Origin of the sequence: Rhodanobacter sp. Root627, assembly GCF_001427835.1 — a bacterium.
GTDB lineage: Bacteria > Pseudomonadota > Gammaproteobacteria > Xanthomonadales > Rhodanobacteraceae > Rhodanobacter > Rhodanobacter ginsenosidimutans.
Map to the genome: position 1 here is coordinate 448,743 of NZ_LMGW01000002.1, position 17,939 is coordinate 466,681.

Annotated in this window: 16 protein-coding genes and 1 tRNA gene; 9 read left to right on the plus strand and 8 right to left on the minus strand. The window is 65.2% G+C overall.

The features are described from left to right. Window positions 1–46: 46 nt before the first annotated feature. The gene (locus ASD68_RS09320; RefSeq protein ID WP_056606020.1) at window positions 47–1,807 is read right to left on the minus strand and encodes an AAA family ATPase; all 1,761 of its coding nucleotides are present in this window, start codon (window positions 1,805–1,807) and stop codon (window positions 47–49) included. 447 nt (window positions 1,808–2,254) lie between these two features. Here ASD68_RS09320 and ASD68_RS09325 point away from each other — a divergent pair, with 447 nt between their 5' ends. Continuing rightward, window positions 2,255–2,599, plus strand: coding sequence for a hypothetical protein (locus ASD68_RS09325; RefSeq protein WP_235578705.1), 345 nt, complete (start codon window positions 2,255–2,257; stop codon window positions 2,597–2,599). Window positions 2,600–2,642: 43 nt separating this feature from the next. Here ASD68_RS09325 and ASD68_RS09330 read toward each other — a convergent pair whose 3' ends face one another. Continuing rightward, window positions 2,643–5,324 carry a M1 family metallopeptidase gene (locus ASD68_RS09330; protein WP_056606025.1) on the minus strand — a complete coding sequence of 894 codons (2,682 nt, stop codon included), beginning with the start codon at window positions 5,322–5,324 and terminating at the stop codon, window positions 2,643–2,645. A gap of 187 nt (window positions 5,325–5,511) precedes the next feature. Between ASD68_RS09330 and oxyR the strand changes: the two genes are divergently transcribed. Continuing rightward, window positions 5,512–6,450: a DNA-binding transcriptional regulator OxyR gene (gene oxyR, locus ASD68_RS09335; protein WP_056082091.1), complete on the plus strand. Its 939-nt coding sequence runs from the start codon at window positions 5,512–5,514 to the stop codon at window positions 6,448–6,450. A gap of 3 nt (window positions 6,451–6,453) precedes the next feature. Continuing rightward, a complete protein-coding gene (locus ASD68_RS09340) occupies window positions 6,454–7,047 on the plus strand; it encodes a hypothetical protein (RefSeq protein WP_056606028.1) in 594 nt (197 codons plus the stop codon). A gap of 165 nt (window positions 7,048–7,212) precedes the next feature. On the opposite strand, the gene ASD68_RS09345 is transcribed toward ASD68_RS09340, so the two are convergent. Both ASD68_RS09345 and ASD68_RS09350 read right to left on the minus strand, forming a co-directional pair. After that, a complete protein-coding gene (locus ASD68_RS09345) occupies window positions 7,213–7,731 on the minus strand; it encodes an adenine phosphoribosyltransferase (protein WP_056606031.1) in 519 nt (172 codons plus the stop codon). A gap of 17 nt (window positions 7,732–7,748) precedes the next feature. After that, the gene (locus ASD68_RS09350) at window positions 7,749–8,027 is read right to left on the minus strand and encodes a DUF2007 domain-containing protein (protein WP_056606033.1); all 279 of its coding nucleotides are present in this window, start codon (window positions 8,025–8,027) and stop codon (window positions 7,749–7,751) included. Window positions 8,028–8,131: 104 nt separating this feature from the next. On the opposite strand from ASD68_RS09350, the gene ASD68_RS09355 reads away from it, so the two are divergent. The 6 genes from ASD68_RS09355 to phnD all read left to right on the plus strand — a co-directional run bounded on the left by ASD68_RS09355 (window position 8,132) and on the right by phnD (window position 15,383). Beyond that, window positions 8,132–9,883: a glutamine--tRNA ligase/YqeY domain fusion protein gene (locus ASD68_RS09355; protein WP_056606035.1), complete on the plus strand. Its 1,752-nt coding sequence runs from the start codon at window positions 8,132–8,134 to the stop codon at window positions 9,881–9,883. Window positions 9,884–9,895: 12 nt separating this feature from the next. After that, complete coding sequence (locus ASD68_RS09360) at window positions 9,896–10,456, plus strand: nucleoside deaminase (RefSeq protein ID WP_056606037.1); 561 nt, start codon at window positions 9,896–9,898, stop codon at window positions 10,454–10,456. Next, window positions 10,453–11,157, plus strand: coding sequence for a VTT domain-containing protein (locus tag ASD68_RS09365; RefSeq protein WP_056606039.1), 705 nt, complete (start codon window positions 10,453–10,455; stop codon window positions 11,155–11,157). The genes ASD68_RS09360 and ASD68_RS09365 overlap by 4 nt, the downstream gene beginning before the upstream one ends. 199 nt (window positions 11,158–11,356) lie before the next feature. After that, the gene (locus tag ASD68_RS09370) at window positions 11,357–13,249 is read left to right on the plus strand and encodes a hybrid sensor histidine kinase/response regulator (RefSeq protein ID WP_056606041.1); all 1,893 of its coding nucleotides are present in this window, start codon (window positions 11,357–11,359) and stop codon (window positions 13,247–13,249) included. Window positions 13,250–13,338: 89 nt separating this feature from the next. Beyond that, window positions 13,339–14,001: a response regulator transcription factor gene (locus ASD68_RS09375; RefSeq protein WP_056082113.1), complete on the plus strand. Its 663-nt coding sequence runs from the start codon at window positions 13,339–13,341 to the stop codon at window positions 13,999–14,001. Window positions 14,002–14,309: 308 nt separating this feature from the next. After that, window positions 14,310–15,383: a phosphate/phosphite/phosphonate ABC transporter substrate-binding protein gene (phnD, locus tag ASD68_RS09380; protein ID WP_235578706.1), complete on the plus strand. Its 1,074-nt coding sequence runs from the start codon at window positions 14,310–14,312 to the stop codon at window positions 15,381–15,383. Between the two features lie 89 nt (window positions 15,384–15,472). Here the strand turns inward: phnD and ASD68_RS09385 are convergent. The 4 genes from ASD68_RS09385 to ybgF all read right to left on the minus strand — a co-directional run bounded on the left by ASD68_RS09385 (window position 15,473) and on the right by ybgF (window position 17,934). Further along, a tRNA-Lys gene (locus ASD68_RS09385) sits at window positions 15,473–15,548 on the minus strand. A 74-nt stretch (window positions 15,549–15,622) separates the two neighbouring features. Then, window positions 15,623–16,309 carry a 7-cyano-7-deazaguanine synthase QueC gene (queC, locus tag ASD68_RS09390; protein ID WP_056082116.1) on the minus strand — a complete coding sequence of 229 codons (687 nt, stop codon included), beginning with the start codon at window positions 16,307–16,309 and terminating at the stop codon, window positions 15,623–15,625. Between the two features lie 133 nt (window positions 16,310–16,442). After that, window positions 16,443–17,135 (minus strand): 7-carboxy-7-deazaguanine synthase QueE, encoded by a 693-nt coding sequence (gene queE / locus ASD68_RS09395; RefSeq protein ID WP_056607442.1) that lies wholly within the window; start codon window positions 17,133–17,135, stop codon window positions 16,443–16,445. 10 nt (window positions 17,136–17,145) lie between these two features. Next, on the minus strand, window positions 17,146–17,934 hold the full coding sequence (gene ybgF, locus ASD68_RS09400) for a tol-pal system protein YbgF (protein WP_056606044.1): 789 nt from the start codon (window positions 17,932–17,934) through the stop codon (window positions 17,146–17,148). Window positions 17,935–17,939: the final 5 nt, after the last annotated feature.

Below are 17,939 nucleotides of genomic sequence, written 5' to 3' on the forward strand. Positions count from 1 at the left end.
GTTTGATCCAATGCTGATATTGGATAACTAAGCTTGATCCCGCGTTTTACTTCATTTTTGACGACGGCTTGGCTTTCGCCCAGATTTCCTCTATGAAAACACGAGCCTCTTGCAGCTCTGGATCGGTTTCTAAATTGCGTTCTTCCAGGACTTTCTCCACGAATCTTGGGCCATGCGACCCGATGCTTCGGCAGAAACCTTCGATCTCGCCAACCGGAACGATCCAGAGTCCATATTTGCTGCAAATGTTACTCAGAGCGTCGAAGTGTTTGATCGGCTCACCCGCTGGAAGCGCGCTACGCCCGCTCCGCTTCATCGCACTCCAAGGCGACACAGATTTGAATACATTATTAATGGCACGTTCCTTTTCATGCGGGAATTCTCCTGTTCCCGTAACTCCCTCCAGTTCTTTCCCGATGAGCCTCGCGATCTGCTCTGCGTTGAGCGGAGGACTTTGTTTCAGAACAGCGTCTGAAACGGTTTTCCAGTGCTTATTCACTGCTGTCCAGTCACCACCTAACTTCTGAAACAGATTCTTAAATGTGGACTCGTCATTGAGAATATCTATATCTGCTATGACGGTAACCGGCACATCAAGTGAGCGTAGCGTATCGGCAAGGTTCGCCATTCGGTGTTTGCCGGCTGTGTGAATGAAAAGAACATCTGGTCTACGATCACCGGAAATCGAGGGAATATCCAAGATGGATTGGTAGAACATGCAGTCGGCGTCTGCTTCACAGATCACTACATGCTCAAAGAATATGCCGTCGAATACACGCGAGAAGCGGGCCAAAGTATCTTTGGCCGTCGCCTGCGTTTGCTCATTATTAAGTTCCTTGACGCGATTAACACTGCCTTCGCGGCGAAGACGAACGATGCGGACCTTATCAGAGCCACCCGCGATCAATCCGTCTAGAATGTCCGTACTATGCGTTGAAATGAAAAGCTGCGAGTTTCCCGTTCTGTTTTCCGCGATGTAACGGCCAAGTAGCCTCGCCTGAGGGGGGTGAAGAAAGGCCTCGGGCTCGTCGAGAAACTGGATTGAATGTGTTTGTGCTGCCAGCACGTGCAGTGTGACCGCAGCAAAGCTTCGCATACCATCGCCTTGCTTTTCGAGAATCACGTTCGAGTTCTGTAGAGCGGTGACAAACTCCTTGCAGAGTTCATCCTTGCCTTCCGGCACCTCTGGCTTCTCGCCAACGTAGAGTGGGAAGTTGCCGCCACCGGCGCGGAATGGCGTGAGGTCACGGCCAAAGGCATGCCGAAACTTGTCACTGATGTCCTTGGATAAATCGGGGTTCATCAACAATATGTGGATAGGATGTGTCGGTGGAGACTGGAAGAGCGCGATAGCCGGCGCTGCGTTGGAATCTACTATGCGGCTTTCGGTAGTCAGCCGCTTAGCGAAAAATGGCGCCACCGGGTGCCTATCATCCGATCGGTCGAAGTACGGCAAGTGCGAGTGGTGAATGTTGTAGCCGATTCCGCCGTAGGAAAGGTTGACGCTATCTCCGTTTTTTTGTGCCTTCGCATCGAGATACACCCTCAGATCAGCGTGCGTGCCCACTTTGCGCATCGTTGCGTCTTTGATGACGAGTCCGGGAATGGACCTCGCGACCCATGCTTCGAGCTCGCGCAGCGCTGCGCTCTTGCCGGCATTATTGGGTCCTACAAAAACAACGATGTCGTCTCCCTCCAGTGTCAATGTTGTTCCATCTGAAAATGTGATCGTCTCGAACGAGAGCTGCGGACGCAATAACTCAACCTTCTCTCCTGGAAACACGTTATCGAGGATTTCTTCCGTCATCACTCCCCTCCGATCTTGTCTTGATAGGACCTGCAAAGAACAACGGACCGTCGCAGCGGCTTGGTTGTTTTGGTCGGTTACGCCCAGCATAGTGCCACTACGTCGCCATCAGAGTCGAAGTCTAGACATAAGCTCCTGGCCGAAAGCAGTCACTCCGAGGTCTCATTTCAGATCACTCACGGGTTGCAGCAAGACATTTCCGCGGCTGAAGTCGCTCCCACAGTTGTGCGCGTCAAGGGCGGCGTGGCGGTTGATAGCTGAACGACGTATGGTCGCTGTCCGGCACCTATCGGCTCATTCATGGCAACGGCAAAACCCTTTCCCCACGCGGGTTTTCTGCGCGACCTGGAGCATTCGGGTGCGGGCATTCCTTTGGTCGCGGCCACGTCGTTGTCGCCAGCATTGGCGCGCGCTCTTTTCCCTGCGGAAGGCGGCCTTTCCACGTCCGTGGTCGCGGATTTGATCGAGCTGCTGAAGGCGCGACGGGCGGTGCTGCAGGCGTCGCTGGACGGTGAGCTGGTGGCGGATGCGTTGCGGCGCTATCAGAAGTTCGCCAAGCCCGGCCAGCCATCTGCGCATATCGTGCAGTTGCGGCAGCAGCAGGCGGCGGCGCGGCAGGCGGGTAGTCAGGCGCGGCAGGCTTTCATCAAGGCGGCGGCGGCTTTCGTGCGGACGGCGGGTATCGATGTGCCGGCGCGGGTGGCGCTGGAGCGGTTTGTCATCGATTGGCTGGACGCCAATGTGCCGAAGGGGCCGCTGCCTCGCGACGAGGTGGCGGCCCCTTCGGGCTGACGCGATACCGGCGCGCGCGGCGCCGGTATCGATGCAGGGTGGCTCAGCGCAGGATGGCGCCGGCGTCCTGCTTTTCCTTCAACGCGCTGCACAGCTGGATCTTCTCGCTGGTTTGCGCGAGGCCGCGATCGACGCCGGCGGCGTCTTTCAGGCGCGGCTGGAAGAAGGCCTGCAGGCGGTCGACTTCGGCCTTGCTGCAACCGTCCTTGCCGGCCAGTGACGGCAGGCGTCCGCCGGCGAAGCTGCCGGTGCGATCAAGGATCGGCTGGTAGTGCGCAGTGAACCACTGCCACAGGGCGTCGCGCTGGGCCGGCGTATCGCGGCCTTCCTTCAGCAGACGCGCCATTTCGCCCACCTTGACCGGCTTGGTCAGCGAGAAGTCGCGTACCTGCTCCAGCACGGCGGGGTCCTGGGCCATGGCCATGCCTTCGAGCATGCCGTTGCGCAGGGCCGGGTCGCTGGTTTTCGGCAGTTCGGCCATCAGCGCATCAACCGCGCTCTTGCCGTGTTGCTGCACCGCCACGCCCAGCGCATCGCCGAGCAGATCGGGGTCGGCGGCGGCGAGATTCAGGTTGCCGTCGGCAGCGGGCTTCAGCGCCGCCTCACCTTGCTTGAGCAACGCGGCACGCACTTCGGGCAGCTTGAAATCGAGCGCCAGGCTGCTGGCCAGGCTGCTGCGCAACAGCGAATCGCTTTCCGACTCACCGGCCTTGCGTTGGTAGCCCAACTGCTGCAGACGCGGCAGGTAGGCCGCCTTGATCCAGTCGGCAAGGCGGGCGCGCTGGGCGTCAGTGCTGGCGATGTTCTGGTAGATCCACTGGATCTGGTCCAGCGGCGCGGTGGCGACTTCGCGGGTCTTGGAGGCCGTCAGCGGCTGCAGCGCGGTGAGCACGTCGCCGGCGTCCAGCTCGCCATGCTGGAAGCTGGCATTGACGGCATCGGCGTAGGCCAGCTGCTCGGCATCGCTGAGCTTGCCGACCTGGCCGACCAGGCTGCCCAGCGCCTGCTTGTCGAGGCTGAAGCGGTAGTAGCCGCTGGCGTTGGCGTTGGGCATCACCCAGGTCGACTTGCCGGCGCCGGCCAGCACCATCGAGCCGCTGGATTTGTCGAGCATCTCGCAGGCGACCTTGCTGCCGTCAGCCGTGCCATAGCGCACGCATACGGGCACGCCCCAAATGCGCTGCGCGTCGCCCGTGCTGCCCACCGGCAGGTAGCGGCTCTGGCTGAGGTGCAGCACGGTCTTGCCGTCCTGCTGCTCCAGTTTGGTGGCGATGTACGGCACGCCGGTCTGGTTGAGGAAGCTGTTGAAGGCCTGCTTGAACGCATCGCCCTTGCCCGCCGCGGTGGCGATGGCCGAGACCAGGTCATCGGCCACGGCGTTGCCGAACTTGTGCTTCTGCACGTAGGCGCGCATGCCCTTCTGGAAGGTCTTCTCGCCCACGTAGTTCTCGAACATGCCGATGACGCTGGCGCCCTTCTCGTAGGTGATGCCGTCGAACGCGGTCTCGATGTCGCCGTTGCCGGTGATCGGCTGGCGGATCTTGCGCGCGCTGACCAGGCTGTCGTTGGCCATCGCCATCTGCGCGCCATCCACGCGGTCGAGATCGGCGCGGTATTCGGGGTGCACCTGCATGGTGACTTTCTGCTGCATCCAGGTGGCGAAGGCCTCGTTGAGCCAGATGTCGTTCCACCAGTTCAGCGTCACCGTGTCGCCGCTCCACATGTGCGCCAGCTCATGCGCATTCACGTTGAACGAGGCGCGCACGTTTTTCGCGGGGGAATCCTTGTCCAGCAACAGCAGCCAGTCGCGGAAGGTGACCAGGCCGGGGTTTTCCATGGCGCCGGCGGAGAAGTCCGGCGCGGCCAGCAGATCGAGCTTGTCGAACGGGTAGCCGAAGCCGTAGTAGTTCTCCAGCGCGTGGATGATGCTGGGGGTTTCGCTCAGCACGTGCTGCATGCGGTGCGCCTCGCCGCTGGCGGCGATGCCGCGCAGTTGCAGCGGTTTGGCGCGGTAGGCGTCGGGTGCGATATCCGGGCCGGCGGCGATATCCCACGGGCCCACGGCGAAGGCCACGAGGTAGGTGGGCAGCGGCACGGTCTGCGCGAAGGTGACGGTCTTCCAGCCATCGCCGGCCGGTGTTTCCTTCACCTGCCTGGTGTTGGCCACGGCGGTCTGCGACTCGGGCACGGTGAGGCTGATGTCGAACGGCGTCTTGAAGCCGGGCTGGTCGAAACCGGGGAAGGCGAAGCGCGCGCTGATCGGCTCCATCTGGGTGACGGTGTACGGCTTGCCCTTGGCGGCGACCTTGTACAGGCCCTGCAACTGCGCGTTGAGCGGCGCGGTGTATTCGAACGCCAGCGTGATTCCCTGCGGCTGCAGGGTGCGGCCGAAGTCCACGCGCACCACGCCGGCCTTGGGCTCCACGCTGACGTATTTGCCCGGCTGCGATTTGCCGTTGGCATCCGTGACGGTCACCTTGGACACGTTCAATTCGCTGCCGTCCAGCCACACGTGGTCGGAGGCGCGGGTCAGCTTGACCTTGATCGTGGTGGTGCCGGAGAAATCCTTCTGCGTCGGGTCCACCTTGAACGCGAGGTTGTACGACTGCGGCACCGCCCAGTCGGGCAGCTGGCCCTGCGGCGCCTTGTCGGCAGGAGCGGCCAGCGCGGCACCGCAACAGGCCGCCAGCGCGGCCAACACCATGGGACGAACGAGACGGAACATCGGAACTTCCTGGGCAAAAAGCCCACGCTAGGGCGGGCCGCGGGTCCGGCCCAGTGCCATAGGGCACGTTGCTTCCTGCGCGAAACGGGCACCGTCGCAGGCGCGTCGCACGCAAAACGCATTGTTCGAGCCGATGGATGGCGCCACAATCATAGGCATCAACTATGACGATGCCTGAAGGCCGCCGATGAACCTGCGTGATCTGCACTACCTGCTGGCCCTGGCCGAACACCGGCATTTCGGCCGCGCCGCGGAAGCCAGCTTCGTCAGCCAGCCCACCCTGTCCACCCAGATCAAGAAGCTGGAAGAGGAGCTGGGCGTAGCCCTGGTGGAACGCACGCCACGCAAGATCCTGCTGACCGAAACCGGCCGCGAGATCGCCCGCCGCGCCCGCGCCGTGCTTGCCGAGGTGGAGGAGATCAAGGCGATCGCACAGCGCACCCGCGACCCGGAAGCGGGCACGCTGCGGCTGGGGATTTTCCCCACCCTGGGCCCGTACCTGCTGCCGCACGTGATCCCGCTGCTGCGCGAGCGCTTCCCGCGGCTGGAGTTGCTGCTGACCGAGGAGAAGACCGAGCACGTGATCCACATGCTGCGCGAGGGCGCGCTGGACGCGGGCATCCTGGCGCTGCCGCTGCACGAGGACAGCCTGCACAGCGAGTTCCTGTTTGAGGAACCGTTCGTGTTGGCGGTGCCGGACCATCACCCGCTGGCCGGCCACAAGAATCGGCTGAAACTGCACGACCTGGCCAACGAGAAACTGCTGCTGCTCGAAGACGGCCACTGCCTGCGCGACCAGGCGCTGGAGGTGTGCCAGCTGGCCGGCGCGGGCGAGAAAACCGGTTTCCGCGCCACCAGCCTGGAAACGCTGCGGCAGATGGTGGCGGCCAATGTCGGCATCACGTTGCTGCCCACGCTGGCCACCAAGCCGCCGATGGCGCGCACCGACAACGTGCACCTGATCGAATTCGCCGGCCATCCGCCCAGCCGGCGCATCGCCATGGTGTGGCGCAAGAGCTCGTCGATGGCGGGTTTCCTGCAGCGGTTGGCCGGCGTGTTTCAGAATCTGCCACCCGAGCTGTTCAAGCCCGACGTGGGCGCGCAACCGCGCGTGCAGGCGGACTGACCCATGCGCCTGCTGCCGGTGGTGGCGGTGGTGTTGATCGGCTGGGGCGGGCTGCACCATTGGCGGCACCGCGACGTGATCCAGCCGCCGGGCGTGCTGGCGCCCGATGCGCCGCACCAGGTGAACCTGACCGACGGCGCCAGCCTGCAACGCGACGGCATGGCCCTGGCCACGCGGGCGTACATCGACCTCACCGCCCGCGTGCTGTCGCGTGAGGATTACACGTGGGACGCGGGCGCCAAGCTGGCGCCGACGGACCTGGCGCTGGGTTGGGGTCGCATGTCCGACAGCGCGGTGCTGGCGAGCTTCGACATCAGCCAGTCCGGCCGCTTCTTCTACTGGCGCACGAAGACCTGGCCGATTCCCCGCAACGAGGTTGAGCTATCCACCGCCAACGTGCACATGATCCCGGCCGACGCCGGCGTGCGCGGCGCGTTGAAGCGCGTGCGCAAGGGCCAGCTGGTGCATATCGAAGGCTTTCTGGTGGACGCCAGCGGCCCCAACGGCTGGCGCTGGAAAACCTCGATGACGCGCGGCGATACCGGCGCCGGCGCCTGCGAACTGGTTTACGTGGAAAGCGTGCAGGTGGTCGACTGAGAGGTTGTGATTTTTCAACCTCTCAGGCCGGCCAGGGTTGGCCGGCCGCGGATCAGTCACGCAAGTGGCTGATTCGCGTGAGTACGTCCGGGCGTGTACCGGACGTGCGATAGAAGAAAACCACAGGAAGTGGTTTTCTTCACAGACTCTGAGCGACGCGACGCCTCAATAACGCAGCAGGCTGTGCAGCGGCTCGCGCGCCTGCCAGCGCAGACGCCCCTGCAATGCAGTCAGCTCCACCACCACGCAGGCGCCCACCGGCACCGCGTCGAAACGCTGCACCAGTGCCCATGCCGCCGCCAGCGTGCCGCCGGTGGCCAGCACGTCGTCCACCAGCAGTACGCGCTCGCCCGGGCGCAACGCATCGCTGCGCACTTCCAGCTGATCGCGACCGTATTCGAGTTGATAGTCGATCGACAGCACCGGCGGCGGCAGCTTGCCGGGCTTGCGCAGCGGTACGAAACCGGCGCCCAGTTTCTGCGCCAGCGCCGCGCCGAAAATGAAGCCGCGCGCCTCGATGCCGCACACCGCCTGCACGTCCTGCTCCAGCCAGGGCTCGGCCAGCGCATCGATGCAGCGGGCAAAGCCGCGCGCATCGGCAAGCAGCGGGGTGACATCGCGGAAGGTGACGCCGGGCTGCGGGAAATCCGCCACGTCGCGGATCAACGCGGCCAGTTCCGGCATGGATGCGGGCGCAGCCGTCATACCGCGCAGGCGCCCAGCGGATCGTCCAGCCCCCGGTCCTCATCGATGGCAAGGCGGGCGTCGCTGAGGCAGGCCTCGACCTCGCGCACGATGGCGCTGGCTTGGGGCAGGCTCGATTCGGGCACCATCACCGCCATGAAATCCATCGCCGGCAACTGGCCCACGCCGCCGGTGAGGTATTCGCCAGCGATGAACGCGGGGATGCCCTGAGCCTCCAGCGCATCCTTCACCAGGTGGGCGTCGATGAGGTTCTCGGCTCGGTAGACGGTTTGCATGACCCCAAGCTAACCCTCGCGCGCGCCGCGGGCAAGCACGCTGGGTGCGTCACGGGCGACAGGGTAAACTTGCATGTTTCCGCCTACGCACGCGAGCTTGCCCGATGTCGACCGAGACCCCCGCCAATCCGACGCCCGCCGTGCAGCACCAGGACTTCATCCGGCAGATCGTGCGCGACGACCTGGCATCGGGCAAGCACGTCGCCATTCACACCCGTTTCCCGCCCGAACCCAACGGCTACCTGCACATCGGCCACGCCAAGGCGATCTGCCTCAGCTTCGGTATCGCCAGGGAATTCAACGGCTGGTGCAACCTGCGCCTGGACGACACCAACCCGGGCAAGGAAGACCCGGAGTTTGTCGAGGGCATCAAGGACGACGTGCGCTGGCTGGGCTTCGAATGGCATGAGCTGCGCCACGCCTCGGATTATTTCGAGGTGTTCTACCGCGCCGCCTGCAAGCTGATCGAGGACGGCGTGGCCTACGTGGACGACCTCAACGCCGAGGAGATGCGCGAGTACCGCGGCACCCTCACCGCCGCCGGCCGCAACTCGCCGCACCGCGACCGCAGCGTCGAGGAAAACCTCGACCTGTTCCGCCGCATGCGCGCGGGCGAATTCGCCGATGGCAGCAAGACCTTGCGCGCGAAAATCGACATGGCCGCGGGCAACATCAACATGCGCGACCCGGCGATCTACCGCATCCGCAAGGTCACCCACCAGAACACCGGCGACGCCTGGCCGATCTACCCGATGTACGACTACGCGCACTGCCTGTCCGACGCGCTGGAAGGCATCACCCACTCGCTGTGCACGCTGGAATTCGAGGATCACCGGCCGCTGTACGACTGGTTCGTGGACAAGGTCGACCTGCCCAACCATCCCGAGCTGTGGCAGCCGCTGCTGGACGCGGGCCTGCCCACCCAGCCGGCGAAGCCGCGACAGATCGAATTCTCCCGGCTCAACCTCAGCTACTGCATCACCAGCAAGCGCAAGCTGGCGCAGCTGGTGGCCGACCATTACGTGGACGGCTGGGACGACCCGCGCATGAACACGCTGCGCGGCCTGCGCCGGCGCGGCTTTACCCCGGCCGGGCTGCGCCTGCTGATCGACCGCGTAGGCGTTTCCAAGCAGAACAGCGTGATCGACTACGCCGTGCTGGAAGGCTGCATCCGCGAGGATCTGGACGCCACCGCCGCGCGCCGCATGGCCGTGCTGGAACCGCTGAAGCTGGTGCTGACCAACCTGCCCGAAGGCCATGAGGAAACGCTGAGCTTCCCGAACCATCCCAAGAACGAAAGCTTTGGTACGCGCCAGGTGCCGTTCTCGCGCGAGCTGTGGATCGAGCGCGAGGACTTTGCCGAAGTGCCGCCGAAGGGCTTCCACCGGCTGAAGCCCGAGGGCGAAGTGCGCCTGCGCGGCGTGGGTATCGTGAAGTGCGAGCAGGTCATCAAGGATGCCGACGGCAACGTGGTCGAGCTGCACGGCACGCTGGATCCGGAAACCCGTTCCGGCCTGCCCGGCGCCGACCGCAAGGTGAAGGGCACCATCCACTGGGTCAGCGCGAAACACGCGGTGGCCGCCGAGGTGCGCGTCTACGACCGGCTGTTCAGCGTGGCCGCGCCAGACAGCGAGGACGACGGCAAGAGCTGGCTCGACCACGTCAACCCCGAGGCCAAGCGCGTGCTGCGCGGCTGGCTGGAGCCGGCGGCGGCGGACGTGGCGCCGGAGCAGCGCTTCCAGTTCGAGCGGCTGGGTTATTTCGTGGCCGACCGCGTCGACCATCGCGCCGACGCGCCGGTGTTCAACCGCACCGTCACCCTGCGCGACACCTGGGCCAGGCAGGCCGGAAACTGACGGAGCGATCGCATGCTGCCGCTGCAGATCCATCTGACCCTGCCGCCCTGGATCGGTGACGTTGCCGACGTCAACCGGCGCTATGAAACCGACGAAGATCGCATGGCGCTGGCGGTGGCATTGGCGCGCGAGAACGTGGATCGCGGCGGTGGCGGGCCGTTCGGCGCGGCGGTGTTCAACAACCACAGCGGACGGCTGGTGGCCGTGGGCGTGAACCGCGTGGTGCCGCAGCACTGCTCGCTGGCGCACGCGGAAAACATGGCTCTGATGATCGCCCAGCAGCGGCTGGGGCGGCATCGCATCAACGAGGACGGTGGCCATTACGTGCTGGCCACCAGCGCGCAACCGTGCTGCCAGTGCTACGGCGCCATCGTGTGGGCCGGCATCAACACGCTGCTGATCGGCGCCCGCACCGAGGACGTCGAAAGCCTCACCGAATTCGATGAAGGCCCGCTGCCGGCCGACTGGGCCGGCGAACTGGAGCGCCGCGGCATCGCGGTGCGGCGCGACATCCTGCGCGACGCATCACGCGACATCCTGGCCGCCTACGGCCAAAGCGGCCCATCCTATTGAGCCGTTGGCGTGCCGCGCTGCCGCTGATCCTGCTGCTGCTGGCCGGCATCGTGCTGTTCGCGTCCGGCTCACTGAAGCAGCTCAGCCCGCACCAGTTGGTGGCCAACCAGGCTGAGCTGCATGCGCAGATCAGCGCGCATCCCTGGCTGAGCCGGCTCGCCTACATCGGCCTGCTGACGCTGACCATGGCCACCGGCATCCCCGGCACGATCGTGGTGATCCTGGCCGGCGGCTTCGCGTTTGGCGTGGTCGATGCCACGCTGTGTTCCTCCATCGGGCTGACCCTCGGCTCGCTGATCCTTTACCTGGCCAGCCGTTACGCCTTCGGCGGCGGCACCCGCCAGCCACCCGCCGTGGTGGCGCGGCTGCGGCACGGCTTTGAACAGCATCCGGCCAGCTACACCTTGTTCCTGCGTTTCGTGCCGGTGGTGCCGTTCGGCGCAGTCACCGTGGCGCTGGCCTGGCTGCGCTGCCCGCTGTGGCTGTTCCTGGGCGCCAGCTGGCTCGGCGGCACCGTCACGCTGATCTTCGAAACCTCCATCGGCGCGGGTTTGGGCGATGCGCTGAGTCAGAGCGACTCCCTGGGTCTTGGCCTCTTCATGCACCGCGAAGTGCTGCTGCCGCTGGGCGCCATCGCGCTGCTGGCCTTGCTGCCGTTGCTGCTGGGGCGGCTCACGCGTCGGTACCGACGTTCGCATTGATCGTCGGCGCGCAATGCCGAACCGATCATTCGCGCTAGAACGGATGGCCGAGGCCATCGCCGGAAGCCGTACAGTCAGCGACCGTCTTTCGCGCTAGGCTGGCCGAGCAACGCCCGTTGCGGCGCGCCACGACGGCGTGGATCGGCGGGCATCGACGCGGCGCTGGCGGACCTGAAGCGACAATCGGGCGGTGACAGGCATGGGGAGCAGCAACTTCGCGATGCGCCTGTGGCGACGCACGTCGCTGATGCAGCGACTGGGCTTCGTCGCGCTGGTGCCCACCCTGGTCACCGCCGGGCTGCTGGTTACCACGCTGACGCGCCACCAGCTCGTCACGGTGCGCGTGATGGCTCAGGACACTGCCAACGCCATCGCGATCCAGGCAGCCGCCGTTTCCGCTGAACCGCTGCGCCAGTCGCACCGCCGGGAGCTGGCGCGCATTGCGCAGGCGACGGGTGACCTGCCGCATGTGTCGCTGGTACAGATCCGCTCGGTCGACGGCGAAATCCTGGCCGGCCACCACGATACGCAGGCCGGCGGCACCACCGGCGGCCTCACCGTCATTCGCGAAGTGATCGATCCGCACCGCCCGCTCGGCCCGTCGCTCGGCTCCGTATTGGTACGGGTCAGCCTGGCGGACGCGATCGCCGCCCAGCGATCGAGCCTGCACAACGCGCTGATCACGCTGGCGATCAGCCTGCTGGTGGCCGGCATCATCGGTTGGCAGGTCGCGCGCTGGCTGAGCGCACCGCTGCGCCGGCTGGTGGCCGCCGTCCAGCAACTGGGCCGCGGCGATGCGCCGGTGGCGGTGGAGATCACCGATCGCACCGAGATCGGCCAGTTGCAACGCGGTTTCAACGCCGCGTCGGCCACGTTGTTCGACATGCATCGCGACATGGAGCGCGAGATCGACCAGGCCACCCGCGCGCTGGCGGACAAGAACGCCGCGCTGGAGGCGGCCAGTATCGCCAAGGCGCGCTTCCTGGCCGCCGCCTCGCACGATCTGCGCCAGCCGCTGTACGCGCTCACCCTGTTTTCATCCGCGCTGGCCGTGGACGAGGACGACGTCGTCCGGCTGGACCGCATCGCGCATATCCAGGAGTGCGTGCAGGCGCTCGACCACCTGTTCAGCGAGCTGCTCGATCTGTCGCGGCTGGAAACCGGCACGATGGAAGTGGAGATCAGCGAGTTCCCGCTGGATCAGGTCTTCGATGAAGTCAGCCGCAATTTCCGCATGATCGCCGAACAGCACGACCTGCGGCTGGTGATGCGCACCACGGATGTGTGGGTGCGCAGCGACCGCACCATGCTGGGCCGCATCCTCAACAACCTGGTCAGCAACGCGCTGCGCTACACCCCCGAGGGCGGCGTGCTGGTGGCCGCGCGCCGACGGCCCGGCAACCAGGTTCGGGTGGATGTGTGGGACACCGGCATCGGCATCGCGGCGGAGCACCAGGCGCGCGTGTTCGACGAGTTCTACCGCGTTGAGAATCATTGCGACGCGGCGCCCAGCGACGGCCCGCGGCGCGGCCTGGGGCTGGGCCTCTCCACCGTCCAGCGACTGGCGGAACTGATCGGCAGCGACGTGCAGCTGCACTCGCGCCCCCACCGCGGCAGCGTTTTCAGTTTCGTGTTGCCGGAAGTCGCACCGCAAGCGCACGCCGACACGTCGGCCGCCATGCCGCTGGATGTTTCGGGCATGCGCGTGCTGGTGGTGGATGACGAGCCGGCGATCCTGTCGGGCATCCGCTACCTGTTGCGCAGCTGGGGTTGCGACGTGGCCACCGCCGAAGACGGCGCCCAGGCACTGGATGCCGTGGAACCCTGGCGAACCGCACCGGACCTCGTGATTTCCGACCTGCACCTGCGCCATGGCGAGAGCGGCCTCGAGGTGCTCGCCTTGCTGGATGCGTACTACAAGCGCGAAGGAACGCGACCGTTCGCCCGCCTGCTGATCACCGGTGAAACACGCCGCGACCGACTGCAACCGATCTTGACGGCCAACATCCCCCTGCTCTACAAGCCGGTATCGCCCGCGCAATTGCGCGAAAGCCTGATGGCCGTCTGGGCGTCCATACAGGAAGTGACATGAAAGCCGCCTCCACGCCACTCCAAGCGATGACAACCACCCTCGACCCTGATTGCCCGCGGCAATCGCCTCCACCTCCCGGAACACATGACATGCGCATATTGATCGCGGACGACCACCAGCTGATTGTCGAGGGAGCCAAGCTCAAGCTTGCCGAACTCGGCCCCGGCACCGAGTTCACGATCGCGCTGGATGTCGCCGAATTGCGCCTGGCACTGCACCAGGAATCGCCCCCCGCACTGGCACTGATCGACCTGACCATGCCCGGCGTGCATGGACGCGAGCATCTGGCCGAAGTAATCGCCGCGTGGCCCGGTGTGCCGGTGATCGTGTTGTCCGGCGCCGAGAGCCCGGCGCTGATCCGCGAGCTGCTGGCGATGGGCGTGCAGGGTTTCATCCCCAAGGCCTACTCCGCCGACGTCATGCTGTCGGCGGTGCGGCTGGTGCTTTCCGGCGGCGTCTACATCCCGCCGATGATGTTGCAGGCCGACGAACCGCTGGCGCCATCGCCGCCATCCACCACGGGGGACGGTGCCGCCGCGCGACTGGAAGATCGCCTGCACCAACTGCTGACCGAACGTCAGCTCGACGTGTTGCGGCTGCTGTCCACGGGCAAGCCGAACAAGGTTATCGCCAGTGACCTTGGCATCAGCGAAGGCACCGTGAAGATCCATCTGGCGGCGATCTTCCGCGCACTCAACGTACGCAACCGGGTGGAGGCCGTGGTCGCTTCACGCCGCATCGGCGAGGTTTGACGGAGCCGCCCACGGCTTTCCCGCAAGCACCGACCCCTCTCCTCTCTCCCCAAGGGGAGAGGAGGTCAAAGTATCCTCGGACTTCTCCGTTTACCGGAGGCCTGACAAGGCAACCCACCAAACCGCAAAACCGCAAAACCGGAAGAAGCCGTAATCCCCTCTCCCCCGCGGGGAGAGGGTAGGGAGAGGGGGACGCGCCGCGGGATAATCCCATCGAAGCGCTCGTCATAACACCACGCCGCTTGTATTTCCTCCCCGCCAGCCCGCAGACTCGACCGCAGGGGGACAAGGATGGCAGGGGACGAAAGGTGCAGGACATACACCACACGACATCCATCCTGGCGACTCACCGCCGGGTACCGGCCCGCCGCTGGGGGTTGCTTGCGAAGGCGCTGCTCCTGCTCGCGCTGACCGGCGCCGTGCCGGCGACGGCGGCTCTGCGCGGACCATCCGTGCCCACCCCGGCACCACTCACGTTCGGCATCCTGCCCATTGGCGGCCCGGCCGAATCGCTGACCGCCTGGCGCCCGATGCTGGACGACATGGAACATGCCCTGCGGCAACCCGTCCGCAGCATTTCCGTGAGCACCTACGAAGGCCTGGCGCAGGCGTTGAACGAGGAGCGGGTGGATATTGCGTTCGTCTCCGGCCGCCTCGCGCTGCAGGCCGTCACGCAGGACCGCATGCAGGTGATCGCCCAGTTGACCCGCGGTGACGGTTCGCACGGCTACAACGCCGTTCTGCTGGTCCGCCGCGACTCCCCGCTGCACAGCGTGGCCGACTTGCTGCGCAAACCCGGCCACTGGCGCTACGCCCGTGGCGAGGCGCTGTCGGTATCGGGCTATCTGGTTCCCGAGACCCAGATCTTCGCCAGCCGCAACCTGGACTCGGACACGTTTTTCGCCACCGTGGCGATCGACAACCACCAGAACAACGCGCTGGCCGTTGCCAATGGCGAAGTCGATGTGGCGACCAACAATACCGCCGACATGCAGCGCTTCGCCCAGCACTTCCCCGACCAGTTTTCCCGGCTGCGCGTCCTGTGGACGTCCACCCTGATTCCACACGCGGTGATCGTGGTTCGCCGCGATCTCGACCCGGCGGTGCGCCGGGCCATCGTCACCTTCGTGACCAGCTATGCCCGCACAGGCCCCCATGTCGCCGCCGAACTGGAGAAGCTCAAGCGGATCCACGACATCAGCGGCTTCGCGCCAGCCGGCAACAGCGCGCTGGCACCCTTTGCCGACATCGACTACCAGCTGGATCGTCGCCGCGCACTCAACGCCCAATGGGTGAGCCCGGCAGCCTTGCAGGCGCGCCTGGAAAAGATAGCCAGCGATCACCGTCAATTGTTGCAGCAACTGCGCGCGAACAAGCCGTAAGCCCCAACACCGAGCGCCACGGCGCCGATGCACGAAGCGACAAACAGGCCGCAAAAAAAACCCGCTCGGCTTGCACCGGCGGGTGGTATTGGTGGGTCGTCCGGGATTCGAACCCGGGACCAATAGATTAAAAGTCTACTGCTCTACCAACTGAGCTAACGACCCGTCGTACGAAACCGTGGCAAAACTCAAGCCGACAATTTTACGGGCTGGGCGCAAGGGGCACAAGCAAGCTCGGTTCAGACGTAGTGCGTGGGGTCGGGCAAACCCGCTTCGCGGAAGCCCTGCGCCCGCAACCGGCAGGCATCGCAATGGCCACAGGCGCGGCCTTCGCCATCGGCCTGGTAGCAGCTGACGGTGGCGGAAAAATCGACGCCCAGGCGCTTGCCTTCGCGCGCGATGTCGGCCTTGCTCATCTTCATCAACGGTGCGTGGATACGCAGCCCGGCGCCTTCCACGCCGGCTTTGGTGGCGACATTGGCGAGCGATTCGAACGCCTCGATGAACGCGGGCCGGCAATCCGGATAACCCGAGTAATCGACCGCATTCACCCCGCACCAGATGTCGCGCGCGCCCAGCACCTCGGCCCAGCCCAGCGCAATCGACAGCATGATGGTGTTGCGCGCCGGCACGTAGGTCACCGGAATATCGTCACCACCGGCGGCATCCAACGGCACGTCGATATCGGCAGTGAGCGCCGAACCGCCGATGCGACGGAGATCGACCGCCACCGTCTTGTGCTCGAACGCGCCAAGCATCTGCGCCACGCGTTCGGAGGCAGCCAGCTCGGAGTTGTGACGCTGGCCGTAAGCCACGCTCAGCGCGTGCACCTGATAGCCCTGCTCGCGGGCGATGGCGATGGTCACCGCCGAATCCATGCCGCCGGAGACGAGCACGACGGCCTTGCGGGAGAGTTTGTCGGTCATGGTTGTTGCATCCTTCGGTACGGCCGGTCACCGGCCGGAAAGCACCTGCGGCAGCACAGGCCGAAGCGCGTGAAACGGGAGTGGTCGAGGACGAAGGGAAGCACTTCCGGTTGCTGCCCGCCCCACCGCCCGGCTAGTGGCCGGCGGCGTCGTTCCAGAGCAGTTTGTGCAGCTGCAACTGGAAGCGCACGGGCAACCTGTCCTCGATGATCCAGTCGGCCAGCTGGCGCGGCGATATCGCGCCGTGAACGGGCGAAAAAAGCACCATGCAACGGGCCGCCAGCGCATGCTCGGCCAGCACGGCGCACGCCCAGTCGTAGTCGGCGCGGCTGGCAATGACGATCTTGACCTGGTCGCACTGATGCAGAAACGCCAGGTTCGACCACAGGTTGCGCGCACTCTCGCCCGAACCGGGAGCCTTCAGGTCCATGACCTTGCGCACGCGCGGATCGACCGTCGATACATCGAGCGCACCGGAAGTCTCCAGCGATACCTCGTAACCCGCGTCGCACAGCTTCTGCAGCAGGATCAGGCAGCGCTTCTGGGCCAGCGGTTCACCACCCGTGACGCAGACGTGGCCGACATCGTGCCTCGCCACCTCGGCGAGGATCGCGTCGATATCGTGCCATTGCCCGCCGTGGAACGAATACTCGGTATCGCACCACACGCAGCGCAGCGGGCAGCCGGTAAGACGCACGAAGACGGTGCGCCAGCCAATGGCGTCGGCCTCGCCCTGCAGCGAGTGGAAGATTTCCGTGATGCGCAATCGCTCGGCGCCAGCCGGCTCTGGCGTGGCGGCTTCCACGCGCGCGTCTGTGCCTGTCACCACAAGAACCTCAGTTGACCGACTGGATGCGCTGCAGCCGCTCTTTGGCGAGGTTTGCCGCATTGGTGCCGGGATACTTCGCACCGACCTCGGTCAATGTGGCCCTGGCCGCATCGACCTGCTTGAGCTCGTACTGGCTGTAGCCCACCTTGAGCAGCGCATCGGGCGCCTTCTCGCTCTGCGGAAACTGCTTCAGCAACTGCTGGAAAGCTTCCAGCGCCACCGGGTAATTCATGGTGACGTAGTACGACTCACCCAGCCAATAGTAGGCGTTGGGGGTGAGTGACTCGTTCGGGTACTGCTGCACGAACGAGCGGAAATCACGCGAAGCGGCGGCGTAATCGCCACCCCGCAAAGCCTTGAATGCAACGTCGTAGGCCGCCTGGACCGAAGCCGGATCGGCATTGCCGCCCTGGGCCTGGGTCGGGTTGCCCACCGCTGCGGAAGATGAAGTTGCCGGTGCGGTTGCGGCTGCGGCTGCGGAAGCCGTCGGTGCAGCGCCAGCGGCGCCACCTGCGTTGCCGCCCTCCAGTCGCCCGATACGTGAATCCAGGTCGACGTACTGGGCCTTGTTCTTGTCTTCCAGCTGTTGCAACTGATGCTGGAGCTCCTCGATGCGGCCCTGTTGCTGGCGCACCTGCTCCTGCAGTTGCTGCATCTGGTTGACCATGCCAACACCGCCCTGGTCCTTCTGCGCCTGCTGCTCAAGGCGTGAAACACGGTCGGCGAGGCTCAGGCGCGAATCCTGCGAAAAAGCGGGAAACGCAAACAGCATGGCGGATGCAATTGCACCCGCCATGCCGA

Excerpts from the sequence above, each read along its gene's own strand:
- ASD68_RS09320 (WP_056606020.1), bottom strand. The coding sequence starts at position 1,807 with ATGACGGAAGAAATCCTCGATAACGTGTTTCCAGGAGAGAAGGTTGAG.
- ASD68_RS09330 (WP_056606025.1), bottom strand. The coding sequence starts at position 5,324 with ATGTTCCGTCTCGTTCGTCCCATGGTGTTGGCCGCGCTGGCGGCCTGT.
- oxyR (WP_056082091.1), top strand. The coding sequence starts at position 5,512 with ATGAACCTGCGTGATCTGCACTACCTGCTGGCCCTGGCCGAACACCGG.
- ASD68_RS09340 (WP_056606028.1), top strand. The coding sequence starts at position 6,454 with ATGCGCCTGCTGCCGGTGGTGGCGGTGGTGTTGATCGGCTGGGGCGGG.
- ASD68_RS09345 (WP_056606031.1), bottom strand. The coding sequence starts at position 7,731 with ATGCCGGAACTGGCCGCGTTGATCCGCGACGTGGCGGATTTCCCGCAG.
- ASD68_RS09350 (WP_056606033.1), bottom strand. The coding sequence starts at position 8,027 with ATGCAAACCGTCTACCGAGCCGAGAACCTCATCGACGCCCACCTGGTG.
- ASD68_RS09355 (WP_056606035.1), top strand. The coding sequence starts at position 8,132 with ATGTCGACCGAGACCCCCGCCAATCCGACGCCCGCCGTGCAGCACCAG.
- ASD68_RS09360 (WP_056606037.1), top strand. The coding sequence starts at position 9,896 with ATGCTGCCGCTGCAGATCCATCTGACCCTGCCGCCCTGGATCGGTGAC.
- ASD68_RS09370 (WP_056606041.1), top strand. The coding sequence starts at position 11,357 with ATGGGGAGCAGCAACTTCGCGATGCGCCTGTGGCGACGCACGTCGCTG.
- ASD68_RS09375 (WP_056082113.1), top strand. The coding sequence starts at position 13,339 with ATGCGCATATTGATCGCGGACGACCACCAGCTGATTGTCGAGGGAGCC.
- queC (WP_056082116.1), bottom strand. The coding sequence starts at position 16,309 with ATGACCGACAAACTCTCCCGCAAGGCCGTCGTGCTCGTCTCCGGCGGC.
- ybgF (WP_056606044.1), bottom strand. The coding sequence starts at position 17,934 with ATGGCGGGTGCAATTGCATCCGCCATGCTGTTTGCGTTTCCCGCTTTT.